General features: G+C 69.1%; 11 protein-coding genes, 18 tRNA genes and 1 pseudogene. 23 read left to right on the forward strand and 7 right to left on the reverse strand.

Going from position 1 to position 17,720, the window contains the following annotated elements; all coding sequences use genetic code 11:
- From VF665_RS11885 to VF665_RS11990, 22 genes are all read left to right on the forward strand, one after another.
- On the forward strand, window positions 1-356 hold a 356-nt coding region (locus VF665_RS11885; RefSeq protein WP_331053653.1), incomplete at its 5' end, for a response regulator transcription factor.
- The gene (locus VF665_RS11890) at window positions 356-2,017 is read left to right on the forward strand and encodes an EAL domain-containing protein (RefSeq protein WP_331053654.1); all 1,662 of its coding nucleotides are present in this window, start codon (window positions 356-358) and stop codon (window positions 2,015-2,017) included. The genes VF665_RS11885 and VF665_RS11890, both read left to right, overlap by 1 nt.
- Before the next feature lie 117 nt (window positions 2,018-2,134).
- Entirely contained in the window at window positions 2,135-2,620 is a 486-nt protein-coding gene (locus VF665_RS11895) for a MarR family transcriptional regulator (protein WP_331053655.1), read from the forward strand.
- 262 nt (window positions 2,621-2,882) lie between these two features.
- The gene (locus VF665_RS11900; protein ID WP_331053656.1) at window positions 2,883-3,476 is read left to right on the forward strand and encodes a hypothetical protein; all 594 of its coding nucleotides are present in this window, start codon (window positions 2,883-2,885) and stop codon (window positions 3,474-3,476) included.
- A 177-nt stretch (window positions 3,477-3,653) separates the two neighbouring features.
- Window positions 3,654-3,727: transfer RNA gene (locus tag VF665_RS11905), tRNA-Met, on the forward strand.
- A gap of 56 nt (window positions 3,728-3,783) precedes the next feature.
- Window positions 3,784-3,856: transfer RNA gene (locus tag VF665_RS11910), tRNA-Phe, on the forward strand.
- A 13-nt stretch (window positions 3,857-3,869) separates the two neighbouring features.
- Window positions 3,870-3,942 (forward strand) — tRNA-Trp (locus VF665_RS11915).
- A 68-nt stretch (window positions 3,943-4,010) separates the two neighbouring features.
- Window positions 4,011-4,083, forward strand: a tRNA-Thr gene (locus VF665_RS11920).
- Window positions 4,084-4,093: 10 nt separating this feature from the next.
- A tRNA-Glu gene (locus tag VF665_RS11925) sits at window positions 4,094-4,165 on the forward strand.
- 17 nt (window positions 4,166-4,182) lie between these two features.
- Window positions 4,183-4,255 (forward strand) — tRNA-Gly (locus tag VF665_RS11930).
- A 46-nt stretch (window positions 4,256-4,301) separates the two neighbouring features.
- Window positions 4,302-4,375, forward strand: a tRNA-Asp gene (locus VF665_RS11935).
- 51 nt (window positions 4,376-4,426) lie between these two features.
- Window positions 4,427-4,499 (forward strand) — tRNA-Ala (locus VF665_RS11940).
- Between the two features lie 21 nt (window positions 4,500-4,520).
- Window positions 4,521-4,604, forward strand: a tRNA-Tyr gene (locus VF665_RS11945).
- 4 nt (window positions 4,605-4,608) lie between these two features.
- Window positions 4,609-4,682, forward strand: a tRNA-Val gene (locus VF665_RS11950).
- 13 nt (window positions 4,683-4,695) lie between these two features.
- Window positions 4,696-4,768 (forward strand) — tRNA-Ala (locus tag VF665_RS11955).
- 8 nt (window positions 4,769-4,776) lie between these two features.
- Window positions 4,777-4,848 (forward strand) — tRNA-Thr (locus VF665_RS11960).
- A gap of 56 nt (window positions 4,849-4,904) precedes the next feature.
- Window positions 4,905-4,977 (forward strand) — tRNA-Gly (locus VF665_RS11965).
- Between the two features lie 26 nt (window positions 4,978-5,003).
- A tRNA-Gln gene (locus VF665_RS11970) sits at window positions 5,004-5,076 on the forward strand.
- Window positions 5,077-5,116: 40 nt separating this feature from the next.
- Window positions 5,117-5,203, forward strand: a tRNA-Ser gene (locus tag VF665_RS11975).
- 9 nt (window positions 5,204-5,212) lie between these two features.
- Window positions 5,213-5,298, forward strand: a tRNA-Ser gene (locus VF665_RS11980).
- A 14-nt stretch (window positions 5,299-5,312) separates the two neighbouring features.
- Window positions 5,313-5,386, forward strand: a tRNA-Pro gene (locus tag VF665_RS11985).
- A 22-nt stretch (window positions 5,387-5,408) separates the two neighbouring features.
- Window positions 5,409-5,491: transfer RNA gene (locus tag VF665_RS11990), tRNA-Ser, on the forward strand.
- A gap of 372 nt (window positions 5,492-5,863) precedes the next feature.
- Here VF665_RS11990 and VF665_RS11995 read toward each other — a convergent pair.
- Window positions 5,864-7,369 (reverse strand): S8 family peptidase, encoded by a 1,506-nt coding sequence (locus VF665_RS11995; RefSeq protein WP_331053657.1) that lies wholly within the window; start codon window positions 7,367-7,369, stop codon window positions 5,864-5,866.
- A gap of 312 nt (window positions 7,370-7,681) precedes the next feature.
- On the opposite strand from VF665_RS11995, the gene VF665_RS12000 reads away from it, so the two are divergent.
- A complete protein-coding gene (locus VF665_RS12000) occupies window positions 7,682-8,458 on the forward strand; it encodes an AAA family ATPase (RefSeq protein WP_331053658.1) in 777 nt (258 codons plus the stop codon).
- A gap of 79 nt (window positions 8,459-8,537) precedes the next feature.
- Here the strand turns inward: VF665_RS12000 and VF665_RS12005 are convergent, their stop codons facing one another.
- The 6 genes and pseudogenes from VF665_RS12005 to VF665_RS12030 all read right to left on the reverse strand — a co-directional run.
- On the reverse strand, window positions 8,538-9,839 hold the full coding sequence (locus VF665_RS12005) for an HD domain-containing phosphohydrolase (RefSeq protein WP_331053659.1): 1,302 nt from the start codon (window positions 9,837-9,839) through the stop codon (window positions 8,538-8,540).
- Between the two features lie 257 nt (window positions 9,840-10,096).
- Window positions 10,097-12,919 (reverse strand): TonB-dependent receptor, encoded by a 2,823-nt coding sequence (locus tag VF665_RS12010; RefSeq protein WP_331053660.1) that lies wholly within the window; start codon window positions 12,917-12,919, stop codon window positions 10,097-10,099.
- Between the two features lie 285 nt (window positions 12,920-13,204).
- Window positions 13,205-13,699, reverse strand: a complete 495-nt coding sequence (locus tag VF665_RS12015; protein WP_331053661.1) for a hypothetical protein — start codon at window positions 13,697-13,699, stop codon at window positions 13,205-13,207.
- A 447-nt stretch (window positions 13,700-14,146) separates the two neighbouring features.
- A complete protein-coding gene (gene serA, locus VF665_RS12020) occupies window positions 14,147-15,751 on the reverse strand; it encodes a phosphoglycerate dehydrogenase (protein WP_331053662.1) in 1,605 nt (534 codons plus the stop codon).
- Window positions 15,748-16,866 carry a pyridoxal-phosphate-dependent aminotransferase family protein gene (locus VF665_RS12025; RefSeq protein WP_331053663.1) on the reverse strand — a complete coding sequence of 373 codons (1,119 nt, stop codon included), beginning with the start codon at window positions 16,864-16,866 and terminating at the stop codon, window positions 15,748-15,750. The genes serA and VF665_RS12025 overlap by 4 nt, the downstream gene beginning before the upstream one ends.
- A gap of 539 nt (window positions 16,867-17,405) precedes the next feature.
- Window positions 17,406-17,720, reverse strand: a pseudogene (locus VF665_RS12030) (hypothetical protein); the annotation flags it as partial.

Consider the following 17,720-nt stretch of genomic DNA (forward strand, 5'->3'; position numbering starts at 1 on the left):
ACAACCTGGACAACGTCGAAATCCTGCGCGCCTTTCTGGAATCGCGCGGATACGTGGTGGCCGAGGCACGCGACGGCAAGGCGGCGCTCGCGCGCCTGGACGAAGTGCGCCCCGAACTGGTGCTGCTGGACGTCATGATGCCCGGCATGGACGGCTGGGAAGTCTGCCGCGTCATCAAGCAGCACCCTACGCACAGCGGCACCAAAGTGGTCATGGTGACGGCCAAGGGCGGGTTCGAAGACAAGTTCGAAGGGCTGCGCTCCGGCGCCGACGACTACGTCGTAAAACCCGTCGACTTCAAGGACCTGCTGGGCAAGGTGGAGCGCAACCTGGCGGCCCGGGGCAGCCAGGCGTGATGAGAGTTCTGGGGTACGCCGAAGACGAGGCGCTGCGCGAGGCGCTTGACACCGCCGCCCGCCGCATGGGCGCCGAGCTCAACCTGCTCACGCCCGCCGACGGGTCGGCCGCGCGCGACGACGTCTTCTTTGACGCGCTGCGCACCCACCCGGACGTGGCCGTGTTGCGCTACCGCCGCGGCCTGCTGGAGCGCGCCTACGCCGAGTCGCAGACCCGCGGCATCGCCCTGGTGGTCGCCTGCGGCAGCGAAGACGAGGCCCGCCGCGCCGTTGCCGAAGGCGCCGAGGAGTGGATGATCCTCCCCGTGAACCAGGAGGAGGTCGGCGCGCGCGTGCTGGCCGCCATGGAGCGCGCCCGCCGCCGCGAACGCCCCGGCGAGGCCAGCCACTCCGCCGAGCACCTGCGCTACGAAGAGCTGCTGTACGACCGCTTTACCGGCTTTCCCACCCTGCCGGTCATGATCGAGCGCGGGCGCGAAATGCTGGAGCGCCGCGGCCGGCTCACCATTCTGTACATTGAGTTCGTCCGCTACAGCAAGCTCGAAGAAATCTACGGGTGGGAAAAGCTGGACGAAGTGCTGCAGACCACCGCGGGATCCGTCCGCGCCTTCTACGAAGCGTACGAGGCCGGCGACAGCGTGATGATGGTGTCGCACACGGCGGACGACGACTTCATCTTCTTTACCGACCTCCCCGACGGGCTGGACGATGCGGAGCGCCGGGTGAACGAGATGACGCACGCGCTGGAAAACCACGTGCGCACCCGGCTGGAGGCGGAGCACGGCGAAGACATCGCGGGGCTGTTCGAGATCTACGTGGGCAGCAGCACCATCTTTCGCAATCCCAAGATCCGCACCGAGCGCATCATCTACCGCGGCATCCGCGAGGCGGCCCACGCGGCGCGCAGCGTGGAAAACCGCGAGCGGTCGCGAAAGGTGGCGGACCTCAAGACCACCCTGCGCGAGGGCGCCGTCTACATCGTCTACCACCCCATCGTGGTAACGGAAACGCGCGAGGTCTTCGGGTACGAGGCGCTGGCCCGCGGCTCCAGCCGCGCCCTGCGCTCGCCCGAGGTCATGTTCGGCGTGGCGGAGGAAGCCAACCTCATCTGGGAGCTGTCGCGGCTGTGCCGGCGCCGCGCCATCGAAGGGATGGACACGCACCTCAAGGAGGGGCAGTTCCTGTTCATCAACATCGACCCGCACGACTTTCGCGACCCCACCTTCCGCTACCTGGACCTGGACGAACTGGGGGTGCAGCACCCGGAGCGCATCGTGCTGGAAATCACGGAGCGCACCGCCATTACCGACTACCCCACCTTCCAGGGCTACCTCGACGAGTTCCGCAAGGCGGGCTTCCGCTTCGCCGTGGACGACGCCGGGAGCGGCTACGCCGGGCTGGGGAGCATCGCCAACCTGGAGCCCGACTTCATCAAGCTCGACATCTCGCTCATCAGCGGGATCGACGCGAACTTCATGAAGCAGAACCTGGTGGAAACCATGGTGCAGTTCGCCAATGACCACGGCATCAAGGTGATCGCCGAGGGCGTGGAGCGCGAAGAGGAGTACGAGGCCGTCAAGCGGCTGGGGGTGCACTACACGCAGGGCTTCCTGTTCCACGACGCCAACACCAACCGCGTTCCCGTGCAGGCCGAACTCTGACCCTTTCCGGCCACCGGCGTTCCCGGCGCCCTCCTCCGCACCGCGGCGGAGGGCGCCGTCGTTGGAGCGTCGACCGGTGATGAACCAAGTAATCCTCAGCAAACGAGCAGCTGGACCATGGACGCCGAAACCTCCGCCGCACTGAAGCTCTGGGTCGTCGCGCACCGGGCGCTGCACACGGTGCAGCGCAGGCTCGCGCGCCACACGGCGGAGCACGGGCTCACCCCCACCGAGTTCGGCGTGCTGGAGGTGATGTACAGCAAGGGGCCTACACCCCTGGGCGAGATCGCGTCCAAGGTGCTGATGCAGTGCGGCAGCCTGACCTACGTCATCAAGAAGCTCGAGGAGCAGGGGTACGTTGTGCGCCGCCCCTCGGACGAGGACCGGCGCGTGATCTTCGGCGAACTGACGGAGCAGGGAAGGGCGCTGATGGACATCCTCTTTCCCGCCCACGCCCGCATTATCCGCGACGCCATGGCCGGGGCCGCGCCGGAAGAAATCATCGCCGCGACGGGGCTGCTCAAGCAGATCGGAGGCGGCGGCGACCTCACGCCCCGCGCCAGCGCGAAGTTCGGCCCGCGGGCGTCCGGCTCGGCCGTGTGAAGCGTGCACTCGAGGGCAGGCGCGAGGATGACGCACCTCGTCCGCGTCCGCCGCGAGCGCCTGCTGATGCGCCTGGGCCGCTGAGCTTCGTGTACACAGGTTGGATGGCGGACGGGCTCCCGGACGGCTGTGCGGGACCCCGTCCCCGTTCCGCCATGTTGCGGACGCGTGACGTGCGGCACCCCGGCGCACCTGGGGGTGGAGGTTGGCGCCGCGGGTTCCTAAATTGCTCCTGGACCCGTGGAGCCGCGGAGGGAGCGCGATGAACGGACGCACGGAAGCACCGCCCGTACAGATGATTCTGCCGGCCTACCCGCCCGCCCCGGCGCGGGTGGGGCTGGTGTACCAGCCGCTGCCCGCGCGCGCCGCCAAGACGCTGGTGTCGCTCACGGTCTGTTGGCTGCTGGCGGCGCCCTCTTTCTGGCTTCCGCCGCACTACCCGTGGCCGGTGCTGTGCGTGTGCACCGGCGCCTGGCTGGCGCACGAGTTCTGGACGGGGCGATACCGCGTGCGCTGGTTCGTGGGCATGTGCCCGCGCTGCGGCCGCCATCTGCGCATCGGCGCGGGAACCCGCATCAGCCTGCCCCACACGGTCACCTGCTTTGCCTGCCACTTCGAGCCCACGCTGGAGGTGCAGCAGGACGAGCCCCGGCCGGAAGCCGCGCTGCGCCACGTGGCGGCCGAGTGCACCGGCACCTGGACGGAGCAGTGGATGTGGGACGAGCGCTTTCTGGGATGCGGATCGTGCGGGGCGCGCCACGCCGCCACCCCCGAGCTGCGCCGCCTGGCCGATGCGGAAAACGAGCGCGGCGACCTGCTGCGCCAGCTGGCCGACGAGGGGCGGTTCCTGAACTGAGCCCGCGGTAACGCCGTGGAAACACGGTGTCAAGGACTTGAACAATCCGGGGATCGGGATATGTTAGTGGCCTTCGCCGGTCAGGACGGAACGGCGAAGCGCGGCGCCTCCGCCCAAAGAAGTTTGCGGAAGGGGGTTGACGCGGTGAGGCTCAGGCCTTACATTCTCCGTCCTTGCCGCGGGGTGGAGCAGCCTGGTAGCTCGTCGGGCTCATAACCCGAAGGTCGCGGGTTCGAATCCCGCCCCCGCTATGCCGGGCCCCGCCGCCGAAGTCGGGCGGCTTTTTGTTGGGGAAGCAAGGTTGCAGGGCCAGGTAGCTCAGTTGGTAGAGCATGCGACTGAAAATCGCAGTGTCGGGGGTTCGATTCCCTCCCTGGCCACCTGATCGGCCGTAGGTCAGTAGCTCAATTGGTAGAGCACCGGTCTCCAAAACCGGCGGTTGGGGGTTCGAGTCCCTCCTGGCCTGCTCTCGCGGAGCGCTTCGGCGCTCCCGGGGCCCAAGGATGCCCGCCCCTGTGGCGGACTGAACTGGATGCTCGCGTAGCTCAGCCGGCAGAGCACTTCCTTGGTAAGGAAGAGGTCATGGGTTCGAGTCCCATCGCGAGCTTGAGAGGTGGGCTCCCATCGTCTATCGGTTAGGACACGACCCTTTCAAGGTTGAGAGCGGGGTTCGATTCCCCGTGGGAGCGTCGGGTCAGCAACAAACGCGGGCATAGCTCAGTTGGTAGAGCGCAACCTTGCCAAGGTTGAGGTCGCCGGTTCGAGTCCGGTTGCCCGCTTCGCCGGGCCGGAGAGCAGACTCCGGAATACAAGTCAAACGCAAAAGGGGCCGTAGCTCAGTCGGTTAGAGTGCCGGACTGTCACTCCGGAGGTCGCGGGTTCGAGTCCCGTCGGCCCCGCTTTGGGGATTGAAAACATGGGTTGGCGTCGCCCTTGAGTGTGGCGATCCTGGGGCCGTAGCTCAGTTGGGAGAGCGCTTGAATGGCATTCAAGAGGTCAGGGGTTCGATTCCCCTCGGCTCCATTGGTACGCGGGTTGTAAAGCGGTGAGGTGGCCGAGTGGCTAATGGCAGCAGACTGTAAATCTGCCGGGCTTCGCCCTACGTAGGTTCGAATCCTACCCTCACCACTTTGGGCGGTTAGCTCAGTTGGTTAGAGCGCCACGTTGACATCGTGGAGGTCACAAGTTCGAGTCTTGTACCGCCCACTCGTGCGTCGCCGGGGCCGTAGCTCAGTTGGGAGAGCGCTGCAATCGCACTGCAGAGGTCAGGGGTTCGATTCCCCTCAGCTCCACTTCGACCGCCACCGTAGCTCAGGGGTAGAGCACTCGATTCGTAATCGAGCGGTCGTCGGTTCAAATCCGACCGGTGGCTCTGGTCGAACCGAGGTTGAAATTCGGTCGCGGGGCGATTATCTTCGCTGTCCGAGCGCGGGAGTAGCTCAGTTGGTAGAGCATCAGCTTCCCAAGCTGAGGGTCGCGGGTTCGAGCCCCGTCTCCCGCTCTATTGAAAATCCGGGTTTGTATGATTGCCCTCTGGTGTAATTGGCAACACGCCTGACTCTGACTCAGGAAAGTCCAGGTTCGATCCCTGGGGGGGCAACTGCGCCGCATGATGTGGGCTGACGCATGCGCGCGTTGATGGAGAGGTGGGTGAGTGGCTAAAACCAACGGTTTGCTAAACCGTCCTGTCCAAAAGGCAGACGCGGGTTCGAATCCCGCCCTCTCCGCTCCGTCTTGGACCGGTGTCCGAGCGGCTTAAGGAGCACGATTGGAAATCGTGTGGGGTTAACAGCCCTCGTGGGTTCGAATCCCACCCGGTCCGCTCCGTAGGAACTTCGGGACGTGGCTCAGCCCGGTAGAGCACTCGCTTCGGGAGCGAGGGGTCGCCGGTTCAAATCCGGCCGTCCCGACTGAAAAGTCGGAAATCTCGTTGGAGGCGTAGTCTAATTGGTAAGGCACCGCACTCGAAATGCGGCGGGCGCAAGCCTTTGGGGGTTCGAGTCCCTCCGCCTCCGTTGTTGCGGTACAACGATCTACGGCCCCGCTGCTCACTCGAGCGGCGGGGCCGTTTTCGTTGCGCATGAGTTTCATGAACGGGGCGCGCATCATGGCTCCGTCGCCGCAGTTTCCGAGATGAATCCGGCGGGCTCTCTGCCGGCAGGGGATTTCGTGTCCGATGCCGTTCACGGACACGGTTCGCCGCGAATCATTCCAGGCAGGGACGTGGGCCAGGACGAATGCTCCGCACCGTCGTCCCTGCCCCGGATGCGACTCCTGATCTGGCATCCGAAGCAACCTGTATCGCGAAACGGGGCCTCCGCAGATGGATGCGGAGGCCCCGTTCGTCATCTTTTACGGTGGAGTGGGATCTCCCCGCGCCGTCCGGATCAGAGCGGATCGTTCGGTCCGCCGCCGCCGCCGGATCCGGAACTCACGGTGACGTACCGGCTGGTCCCGAACGTCATTCCGCCCGCGTCGGTGATGTACACGACGACGCTGGCGCCGCCCGACGGGATGTACGCGGAGGTGACGGTGCTGGTGCCGGAGCCGGCGCCCCCCCACGAGTACGTGTACGGCGACGCGCCGCCACTTCCACTGGCGCTGAAGGTGTACCACCCGGGGGCGGTCACCGTCGTGGGGCCGCTCAGGGTGACGTTCACCATCATGTTCCGCGTGTACAGCAGGCGGTTGGGCGAGCCCGTGCCAATGCTGGACAGCTTGTTCACGGACGCGTTGTCCACCAGCGCCTTGTGCACCGCCGCGGGCGAGGCGCCGCCCCCCGCCTTGCGCAGGTACAGGGCGGCCACGCCGGTCACGTGCGGAGCCGCCATGGAGGTTCCGCTCATGACCGCCGAGCCGTAGTCACTCGCGTACGAGGCGGAGGTGATGTTGTTGCCCGGCGCGAACAGGTCAACGCAGCTGCCCCAGTTGGAGAACGAGGCGCGCGCGTCGGACGTGGTGGTGGCACCCACGGTTACGGCGGCCGCCACGCGCGAGGGGGAGTCGTTGCAGGCGTTGTAGTTGTTGTTGCCCGCCGCGACCACCACGGCCACGCCGCTGTTGATCAGATTGGTCACGCCCGTGTCGATGTAGCTGTCTCCGCCGCTCCACCCCAGGCTGATGTTGGCCACCATCGGCGTTCCGGGGCTGGCCGCCTTCTGCGCCGCCACCCAGTCCATCCCCGCCACTGCGTCGGACGAGTTCACGCTGGGGGAGCACTCGATGTTCACCTTGACGCCGATCACCTGCACCTCCTCCTTGTTCACCCCGTAGGTGGTGGAGGCGGTTGTGGCGGCGACGTGCGTACCGTGGCCGTGGCAGTCCGAACCCGCCGGCAGGCCGTTGCGCCAGTCGGAAGGACGCGCGTCGTAGCCGGCGCTCGCCATGGACGCAAAGTCGGCGTGGCTGGCGCGGATCCCCGTGTCGATCACGTAGATGTGGGTGGTGTTGCCGTAGTAGCCGCCCACGGTCATGAACGTGGTGCTGAGCGGGAGCGACACCTGGTCAATGCGGTCCAGCCCCCACGGCGCGCTGGTCTGGGTGTACGAGGCCTCGCCCACGGTGACGGGCCCGACGCTTTCCACGCGCGGGTTGCGCAGCAGGGCCGCCGCGGCCTGCGCGGAGAACCGCGCGGAAAAGCCCCGCAGGACGTGGTGGTACGTGTGGCCCAGGGTGCCGCCATGGGCGCGCACCAGGGCGGCGGCCTCGCCCCGGACGTCGGAGACGGCGGGCTTGAAAGTCACGATGTACTCGCCTTCCACGACGCGCGCCTGCGACGCCGACGCGGCCGGGACGGCATCGGGAAGGGCGAGGGTGGGCTGGCTGCTCTGGTCGGCGCAGGCCGCGAGCGCGGCGAGAAATGCCGCGGGGGCGGCGTTCTTCCACATGTGCATGACGGGTCGGGTGTGTCTGGGACAAAGGAGGATCTCCCGGGCGAAAGCGTGGGCTTCGTCCGGAATCGTCAGGCCTGCGATGGATGAGCGCTCGCATAAATTCTAACCGGAAAAGATAGTGCGTGCAAGTGGCGGGACGGGGTGGCTGCGCACCCGCCCCGATCCCTCCACCCGTTCGGTCCGGACCCGCGGCGTTCCGTGGCGGCACGCGACTCGCGGCGCGCAGGCGCCTTCACGCCACCCATCCTCCCGTACCGTACCGACGTGAAAACCGCGATCCCTTTCGTACAGAGCCTTCGACTGCGGCCCGGGGTGGCTTCGCGTTCCTCCGAGTATCCATTTCACCTGGCCGCGGTGCAGCAGGTGGAGCGGCTGCGGATGGAGCGCGGAATCACGTTCTTTGCGGGGGAGAACGGCACGGGAAAGAGCACCATCCTGGAGGCGCTCGCCGTGCTGCTCGGCTTCAATCCGGAGGGCGGATCGGCGGACCTGCGCTTTGAGACGGTGGCCCGCTCTTCGTCCTCCCTGCACGAGGCGCTGGAACTGGTGCCGCTGGGCGGCACGGCGGGGGACGGCTTCTTTGTGCGGACGGAGGGGCTGTTCAACCTGGCCACCGAGGTGGACCGGCAGGATGAGGAGATGGACGCGATCGCGCGCGAGGCGAAGCGGTGGAGCGGGGTGACCATGACGGGCTACCGGCCGCTGAACCGGCGTTACGGAGGCGGCCGCTCGCTGCACCAGCAGTCGCACGGGGAGGCCATGCTGGCCCTGCTGAGCAACCGGCTGTCCGGCGGCGGTGTGTATCTGCTGGACGAACCGGAGACGGCGCTTTCTCCGCTGCGGCAAATGGCGCTGCTCACCGTGCTCCACGGGCTGGTGCGCCGCGGGTCGCAGATCGTGATCGCCACGCACTCGCCCATTCTGCTGGCGTATCCGGAGGCGCGCATCTACCGGTTCGACGAGGACGGGATCAGGGAAACGGAGTACGAGGAAACGGATGCCTACCGCGTGACGCGCGACTTTCTGGAGCACCGCGAGCGCTCGCTCCGCACCCTGCTGGGCGGGGAGGACGAGGCGCACGGGGAATGATGTGGATCACCGGGAGAGAGCGAGCGATGCCGCCTCGTTCACGCGGTCTTTGAGCCTGCACCCGGCGGACGCTCGCGGCCTAGCGGAGCGCGGTGTCGCCCCCGGTCAGCAGGACGAACTCCGGCAGCAGCCCGCACTCCGCGTCGTAGTCGTCGTCTGCATCGGCGGCGCGGGGATCGTCCAGCACCTGCAGAAGCACCTCCACTACCGCGGGGTCGAACTGCGTCCCGGACCCGCGCCGCAGCTCGGCGCGCGCGACCTCTTCCGTGAACGCCTCCTTGTAGCTGCGGCGCGCCACCATGGCGCAGTACGCGTCCACCGCCGACACGATGCGCGCGGCCAGGTGGATCTGCTCGCCGCGCAGCCCGTCCGGATACCCGGTGCCGTCGTACCACTCGTGGTGGTGCAGAACCACGTCGGCCACGGCGGCCAGCGCGGGAACGCCGCGCAGCAGGTCGTGGCCCACCCGCACGTGGGCGCGCACGAGCTGCACCTCTTCCGGCAGCAGCGGCCCCGGCTTGTTCAGCACGCCGTCGCTCACGCCGATCTTGCCCACGTCGTGCAGCAGGGCCGAATAGCACACGACCGCCAAGTCGTACGGCCCCAGCCCCATCCGCTCCGCCACCATCCGCGCGTACCGCGACGCCATTTCGCAGTGCCCGTGCGTGGAGGGGTCCTTGGCCTCCACGGCGTCGGCCAGCATGCTCACCGTAGACAGGTAGGCGTGCTGAAGCTCGCGCTCCAGCCTGCGGTTGCGCACGGCCACCGCGGCCTGGCTCCCCACGGCCAGCAGCGAATCCACGTCTTCCTTGTCGAACTCGCCCGAGCGGCGGTCCGCGGCGATCACCACGCCGCTCACGTCCGCCATCAGCAGCACGGGCGCGGCGACGAATCCCCTGAACCGCTCACCCGGGCCGGGCGCGGGCAGGCCCGCCACGCCGCCCGCCGCGTTGCAGACCAGCGTTTCGCCGCTTTCCAGCACGCGCCGGGCGAGCGCTTCCAGGTACGGCGAGGGCGCCGGCTCCTCGTGCTCGCGCAGGCCCAGCGAGGCGCGCACCCGCAGCTCGCCCGCGGCGCCGGAGGTGACGTAGGCGCCGCGCTCCGCATCCGTCATCGTAAGGCACGCCTGCAGGATCAGGCGGTACACGTCGCCGCCGAAGAGCGCGCCGTGGATCTCTTTCAGGGACCCTTCCAGGCACTCCGCGCGCCGGCGCTGCCGTTCGGCGATGCCTCGCTGCGTGGCGGCTTCCGCTTCGGCCCGTTCGGCGCGTTCGCTCCATTCCGCGCGCGCCGAACGGTACGCGTCCGCCGCGTGCGACAGGTCGCGCAGGACGAGGTCGTCGGCGGAAGAGGGAAGGGACCTGGGATGAACGTCGGACATGGGGCGCTCCGGGCGCGTCGGGAAGGCGGTGGCCCGCGGCGCGGGCGAGGGTGCCTGTGCGGATGAAGAGCAGGGAGCGTACCCGGCGACACCTGTTCCGGCGGCTTCTGCGCCGGCGTGCGGATCCGCTGCTGGCCTCCGCCGGTTCCCGGTCATCCGCATCCGCCATCCACCGCCCCAACCGTTTCACCAGAAGCGCCGAGGCGGGAGAGCCGAACCGGCTCTCCCGCCTCGATGTCGCGGGGCGACTCCGCCGGTCAGAATTCGTACTTGACCCGCGCGATGACCATGCGGCCCATGACGGGCACGCCGGGGAAGGGACGGTAGTCGTGGTCCAACAGGTTGCTGACGGCAACGTTGAGCGTGGTGCCCCGCACGCTGGGAACCCGGTAGCCCAGGTTCAGGTCCAGCAGGGTGCTGGCGTGCACGCACTCTTCCACCAGCGGGCCGGTGGCGCCCGCGCAGGCCGTGCCCACGTACACGCCCGAGTTGACGGGGAAGGCGTCGCTGTAGCGCATCCGCAGCTGCCCGAACGCCCCCACGGGACGGTCGTAGTCCACTGAGAACGAGCCTTTCCACCGCGGCGCGTTGAGCGTCACCAGCCCGGCGTTGGCCGTGTTGAACCGGTCGTGGTTGGCGAACGACACCGTGCTGCCCAGGGACCAGTGGCTGTTCACCAGCGCCTTGGCCGAGAGATCCGTGCCCCACAGGTCAATGGACTCGTCCACGTTCACGTACGTCACCAGCAGCTGCCCGCCGTTCGCGTCCACGTCCGCGGACGAGATTACGCCCACGGGAATGGTGGCCAAGCCCGGCGTGGTCGCGCTGCCCACCAGCGAGGCGGCGGTGGCGGTGGCCTGCGCCTGGGACATCCCCAGGTCCGCCATCAGGCGCGGCACCAGGTAGGCCCCCAGCTGCGGGCCGTTCAGCAGCAGCAGCGGGGTCTGGATGGTGAGCGGCGTCACCAGCGACTCCTTGCGCGACCACCACAGATCCGCGGCCAGCACGAAGCGGTCGGCGATCAGCCCCTTGTAGCCGGCCTCCAGTGTGGTGCTGGGCGATTCGCGGATGGGCTCGATGTCGTTCAGGGTCAGCGAGCTGAGGGCGCCGGTGGTTCCCGACGCCACGTCCAGGTAGTTGAGCCCCACCTGCGCCGCCGTGGGCCGCAGTGTTCCCAGGTACGCCACGAGCTGCGCGGGAAGCGGCGTGCCCCCCGCGGCGGCGCGCTGCGCCAGAACGCCCACTGCCAGCGGCATGAGCGTGGCGGAGGTGGCGGGCAGCAGCGTCCCCGGCCCGCCGAGCGCGGCGGGGGTGAACGGCGACCGCACCTGGTACCCGCCGTCCGCGCCGCGAAAGCTGAACCCGTCCGCGCCCGTACCCTGAATGCGCAGGCTGTACCCCAGGCGCGCCAGGTCGGCGTTGGGCACGGTGGAGCCCAGGTCCAGGAACTGGTTGATGCTGCTGGGCGTGCTGAACGCGCGGTTGTAGCTCAGGCGGAACGCCTGCCCCTCGCGGGGCTTGAACACCAGCGCGGCGCGGGGTGAAAAGACGGGGTCCGGAAGGGCGGAGTGCGTGTCCACGCGCCCCGCCAGCACCAGTTCCAGGCGGGGGCTCAGGTCCGTCTCGGACTGCAGGTAGCCGCCGAACTCGCGCGTTTCGTCGCGGTCCTCGTACCACCCGTTGATGGTGCCCGCGGTGACGGGTGTGGTGAGCAGGTAGTCGGCGCCGTAGGTAAAGCGCTGCCGCCCTGCCATCATGCTGGCCCCGTGCTGAAGCTGGCCCACCAGAAGGCGCGACCGGTCGCTGATGGGAGCGCCGTTGCGAAGCAGAAAGGTGTCGCCCGCGTCGCTCTGGTTCAGGTACGCCTGCGCGAAAAGGCGGCCCCACGTGGTGCGCGCCTGGTAGTAGGTGTAGCGCCAGTCACGCACCTGCGCGGCGCCCAGGCCGGTGAGCTCGATGCCGTTGTTGGAGGTGGTGCTGCCGGCGCTCAGGACCGCCGTGGCGTCCGGGCGAAAGCGCCAGTCGGCGCGGGCTTCGCCGCCCCACCGGCGGATCTGGAAGTCGCGGTCGCCGATGCGCGCGATGCGCTCGTCGGCCTGGGCCTGCGTGATGCCCGAGGCGCGCATGAGGTCGGCGCGGTAGAACGACAGGTTGCTGGCGAACTTCTGCTGCTCCGCCGTTTCCGCCGGGTCCGTGTACTCCCACTCGTCGGCCTGAAGAAACTGGCCCGACACCTTGAAGCCCAGATTGGGCGTCACCAGCCGCGACACGCGAAAGTCGCCCTGCATGAGCCCCTGCCCGCCGCCGCCCACGCTCACCGAGGTGCTCTGGTCGTCAAGCGGCGAGCGGGTGATGATGTGCAGGATGCCGTTGGCCGTATTGGGCCCGTACAGGGCCGCGCCGGGGCCCAGCACCACCTCCATGCGGGCGATGTCGTCGTTGTTGTTGGCGGCGAAGTGAAGAAAGTTCACCCGCAGCGAGGGCACGCCCGCGATGCGGTTGTCGGTGAGGGCGTGCAGCGCGCCGGAAAAGATGTTGTTGAAGCCGCGCGCCACCACGTTGCTGGACTGCAGCCCCGTGGGTGCCACGTCCACGCCGGCCACGCCGCGAAGGTGGTCGGCGGGGGTGGTGGTGGGCCGCGCCTGGATTTCGGCCAGCGACACCACTTCCACCCGGGCCGGGGCGTCCACGGCCTTTTCCGGGCGCTTGGAGGCGGAAACCACGACGGGATCCAGCCGCAGGTTGCTGGACGCCAGCTGCGAATCCACCCGCGACGTCTGGCCGGCGCGCACCTGCACGGCCACGCGCCGCTCCGCCATCTCCGGCCCGGTGATTACCAGATCGTACTCGCCCGCGGGCAGGTTGCGGATGGTGTATACCCCGTTGGCGCCGGTGGTGGCCGAGCCGGCTACCTGCCCGCCGGGGCCCATCGCCTGCACGGTGGCGCCGCGCAACGGGAGGCCGGTGGAAATGTCGCGCAGCGTGCCGGACACGCCGCCCGTGTCCTGCGCAAAGGCCGGGGCGGCCGCGAACAGCAGGGCGAGCAGGAACAGCAGGGTGTGCAGGGGAGTTCGGCGCATGGGGCGTGTGGGAGAGGTGTGGTGCGCGCGGGGAGGTGCGGCCGGTGTGACTGCCGTACGGAGCCGCCGCGGGACGGACGTACGGGGCCGCGCGCGCGGTGTGGGTGGAGCGGGATGGCGCACGATAGGCGTGCAGTGGGCCGCGGGGCAAGGTTCTTTGTTGCCTCTGTCCTTTTCGCGCCATCCGCGGAACCCAAAGCCCCGTCCGGACGTGCCGGGCGGGGCTTTGTGCTCCATCATCTTCCGTCCCCCTGCACCGGCGGAGGACGTCGGCGCGTGCGGGCGTCAGGCGCGGGGCGCGGCGGCTTCGCGTTCGGCGCGCAGGGCGTCCACGTCCTCCGGCGTCCATTCGTTCAGCCGGTCCACCTCGGCGCGGATCTCGGAATACGCGGACCGGGTGACCTCGTTGCGGCGCTCGCGGGCGGCAAAGGCGGCGCCGCGGGCTTCGTCCCAGCGCCCGGCGTCCACGTAGGCGTGGATGAGGGTCTCGTACACCAGCGGGTGCGGGTACCGGCGCAGCAGTTCGCGCAGCTGCGGAATGGCGGCGACGCGCGCGTCGCGGGTAAGGAGCTCCATCTCCATCAGCTCCTCGGCCACGTCGGTGCGGCGGCGCAGGAGTTCCTGCAGCTCGCCGGGATACGTCTTCTGGTCAAACTCGCCCAGGGCGCGGGGCGTGGGTGTTTCGCGGCCGAAGATCTTGTGAAAGATCGAGGTGTGCGGCGGATGGTCTTCGCCATCGTCTTCCGCGGACCGTAGCCGGAGCCAGTGCCGGATGCCCATTGCTTTTCGTGTGGATGTGGATGCGGACTTCGTGCGGCACACAGGCAAGGAATGCGCCGGGATTGCTCGATCGGGACTGCGATCCGGGACGGGTTTCGTTCGTCCGGCTTTGGGCCCCTCCCCCGGCCCCTCCCCGTGCAAACAGACGCACGGAGAGGGGAGAACTGCTTTGGTGGTGCGCTTCGGATGGTGCCGATCCGGCCGACGGAGGCCCCCTCCCCCCAGCCCCCTCCACCCGCTCCGCGGGAGAGGGGAGCCGTTCGGCGTAACGTCGAGTTCGGCGCCGATCTCCGTACTCCGCCAGTGCAGCCTCACAGTTGTATCGTGAGGCTTTCAGCGGTTGTTGCGGCGAGTTCACTCGCTCAGCAGGGCAGAGGATACGAGCATTGATTTACCCAGCACTCAGCGCCCCCCGCACTCACGCACCCAGCACTCACGCACTTCGGTTTACTCCATCTCCACCTGACGCACCTCGAGAATCTCCGAGAGCGTGCAGAGCGCGTCCACCACGTCGGGCGGAACCCGGCTGTCGACGGAGACGGCGGCCAGGGCTTCGCCGCCGATCTGCAGTCGCGCCTGGTGGTACTCGGCGATGTTCACCCCCGCCTCACCCAGCAGCGTCCCCACCCGGCCGATCACGCCGGGAACGTCGCGGTTGCGGATCACCATCATCACCCCGCGGGGCGCCACGTCCACGCGGAACGCACCGATGCGGATGATGCGGCCGTGCGTTTCGCCCAGCAGCGCGCCGCCCACGCGAATACTGCGCTCGCCGCCCTCCAGCCGCAGTTCGATCTCCTCCCCCTGCTCGCCCCGCGGCTCCACGTACGCCCACGCCGTCTCAATGCCGCGCTCCGCCGCCACGTGCTGCGCGTTCACCAGGTTGATGGCGCGGCGCTCCACCACGTCGCGCAGCGCCCCCTGCAGCGCGGAAAGCAGCAGCGGCCGCGGGGCGTTTTCCCTCGGCCCCGTGTAGCGCACCTCCAGCGAGCTGAGCGCGCCGGGCACCAGCGCGCGCCCCAGCCGGCCGAGCCGGTCCGCAAGCAGAAGCAGCGGGCGCAGTTCGCGCGTAGCCGCACCGCCCACGCCGGACGAGTTCATCGCCGCGCTCAGGTCGCCCGTCACCAGCGCGTCGCGCACCGCCTCGCACGCCTCCACGGCCACGTTGCGCTGCGCATCCGTAGTGGACGCGCCCAGGTGCGGCGTCAGGATCAGGTTGGGGACGGTGCGCAGCGGCGAGTCCGCGGGGAGCGGTTCGGTGTCGAACGCGTCCACGGCGGCGCCGGCGATGCGGCCGGATGCGAGCGCGTCCGCCAGTGCGTCCTCCGCCACCACGCCGCCGCGCGCCAGGTTGAGAACGAACGCCTGCCGCCCCATCCGCGACAGTTCCGCCGCGCCGATCATCCCGCGCGTCTCGTTGTTGAGCGGAACGTGCACCGTCAGCACGTCCGCGCGCTCCAGCGCCTCGTTCAGCCGCTCCACCCGTTCAATCCCCAGCTCCTCGAAGCGGGGCGGGGCGATGTACGGATCGTAGCCGAGCACGTGCATGCCGAACGCCCGCGCGCGCCGCGCCATCTCTCCGCCGATACGGCCGACGCCCACGATGGCCATCGTCTTGCCGCGCAGCTCGATGCCGCCCAGCCGGCTCCGCTCCCAGCGCCCGGCCCGCATGCTTTCCGCCGCGATCGGGACGTGCCGCGCCAGCCCGATCAGCACGCCGAACGCCAGTTCCGCCACGGAAACCGTGTTGCCGCCCGGCGCGTTGATGACGGCGATGCCCAGCTCCGTCGCGGTCGCCAGGTCCACGTTGTCCACCCCCACCCCCGCGCGCCCGATGACGCGCAGCCGCTCGCCCGCCTGCAGAAACTCGCGCGTGACCCGCGTGGCGCTGCGCCCGATGAAGGCGTCAAAGGTGCCGATCTCCTGCAGCACCTCGGGGAGCGGGCGGGTGGGCTTTTCCACCACTTCGATGTCTGGATGGGCGCGCAGGATGCCGACGCCCTCCGGGTCGATCTCGTCCGTCACCAGGACGCGAAAACGGCGCTGCGTCATCCCAGCACCTCTTCCAGGGCCGCGAGGAGAAGGTCCAGTTCATCCACCGTGTGGTCTCCCATGTGGCCGATTCGGAATGTGGTGTCCTTGAGCGAGCCGTAGCCCGTGCCCAGCGTCCACCCGCGCGCGGTCATTTCGGCGCAGATGCTCGTGGCCGCCATGGCGCCGTTCACCGCGATGGTGGTGACGGTGGGCGAGCGTGCGCCCTCCGGCGCAAAGAGAGAGAGGCCCCAGCGCGGGCCGCGGTCCATCACCCACTCCCATGCGCGCCCGGCCATGCGCCAGTGCCGCTCCGCGCGCGCCTCCACGCCCTCTGCACCGATGCGTGCGCACTGCTCCGCGAGGGCGTAGATCAGGGAGACGGCGGGCGTGGTGGGCGTCTGGTTCTTCGCGGCGTACGCCTCGTACTCCATGAGGTCAAAGTACTGGCCGCGCCCGCGAAGGGTCATCGCCCGGGCGATGGTGCGCTCCGACGCCGTGCCGAATGCCAGCCCCGGCGGCAGGGCGAACGCCTTCTGCGATCCCGTGAGCAGAAAGTCCAGCCCCCACGCCTCGGTTTCCACGAGCATGCCGGCGACGCTGGTCACGCCATCGACCAGCAGCAGGATCTCCTGCCCGCTCTCCGCCTCCGCCCGGCGGACCGCCTCAGCGATGGCGGGAAGCGGGTTGAGGACGCCGGTGGACGTTTCGGAGTGGACGACGGTGACCGCATCGCACTTGCCGTCACGGAGGCGCGTGTAGACCTCCTCGGGATCGTGCGCGCGGCCGAGTTCCACGTCGTACATCTCCACCTCGCGCCCGCAGTCGTCCACCAGGTCTCGGAAGCGCGCGCTGAACGCCCCGTTTACGAGGGACAGCGCGCGGGTGCGCACGGCGTTGCGGACGGCGCCCTCCATCAGCCCGGTGGCGGAGGAGGACGCGACGTACACCGGCCGCGAGGTGCGGAATACGTCGCGCAGCACGGGGTCGCACGCCGCCAGGAGCGCCGACATCTCGCTGCCGCGGTGCCCGATCACGGGGCGCGTCATGGCGGCGAGCACGTCGGGGTGCACCTCGGTGGGCCCCGGAAGAAAGAACCGCCCGAACTCCGCCGGCGCGGGAAGATGCACGTGCATGAGGGCTTGGAGTGCGTGAGTGCGTGAGTGCGTGAGTGCTGAGTGCTGAGTGCTGAGTGCACGTCGGATGGTTCGGCGCGAAGGATGGATCGGCGCGTGTCGCCGGGCCCCGCGGGCCCCACCCCCGACCCCTCCCCGTGCAAACTGCCGCACGGAGAGGGGAGAATTTCACCGCGTCCCCTCCGCCCGTGCGGACAAACCTGCCGAGGGGATAACCCGGCGACAGCGGTGCGCTTTGAATGGTCCCGCGCATTCGGAACGGCCCTCTGCACCCCGGCTGTCGCGGGAGAAGAGGGAGACCCCCGTTGCGAGCGCCGCGTCCGGCACTTACCTGGTTCGCGGCGCAGGTGCCAGCCTCACGGCAGTATCGTGAGGCTTTCAGCGGTTGTTGCGGCGAGTTCACTCGCACAGCAGCGCCTGAGTTGCGCGATCCCGCCTCCACGCACCCAACCATCCCACCCTGTGCAGGTGAAGTCCCCCCGTCTGTTTGGGGGGACTTTCCGCCGTTGTTGCGGCGAATTCATTCGCCCCCAAGCCCCTCAGCCGCGCAGCAGGCCGTCGCCTCGGGCCAGGAGCGGCGCCCACCCGGAATCCGCCAGACGCGCACGGTCCTCGGCGCTGCAGGCGAGGGACAGGACGGGCGCGAGGCTTTCCTCACGCAGCACGTGGTCGGCGCCGTCCGCCACGGCGGGGCGAAACTCCACGCCCATGTACGCGGCGAACGCATCCACCGCCGGGCGCGCCTCCCGGTCCGTTGCGCCATCACCCACCAGCAGCGCGGGGCGGGGAAGATTCCACCCGGCCAGCACGCGTGCCTTTCCGCCGCTGGCTGCCAGCGGAGAATCCTCCTCGAA

This window comes from Longimicrobium sp., from assembly GCF_036387355.1.
Lineage (GTDB): Bacteria > Gemmatimonadota > Gemmatimonadetes > Longimicrobiales > Longimicrobiaceae > Longimicrobium.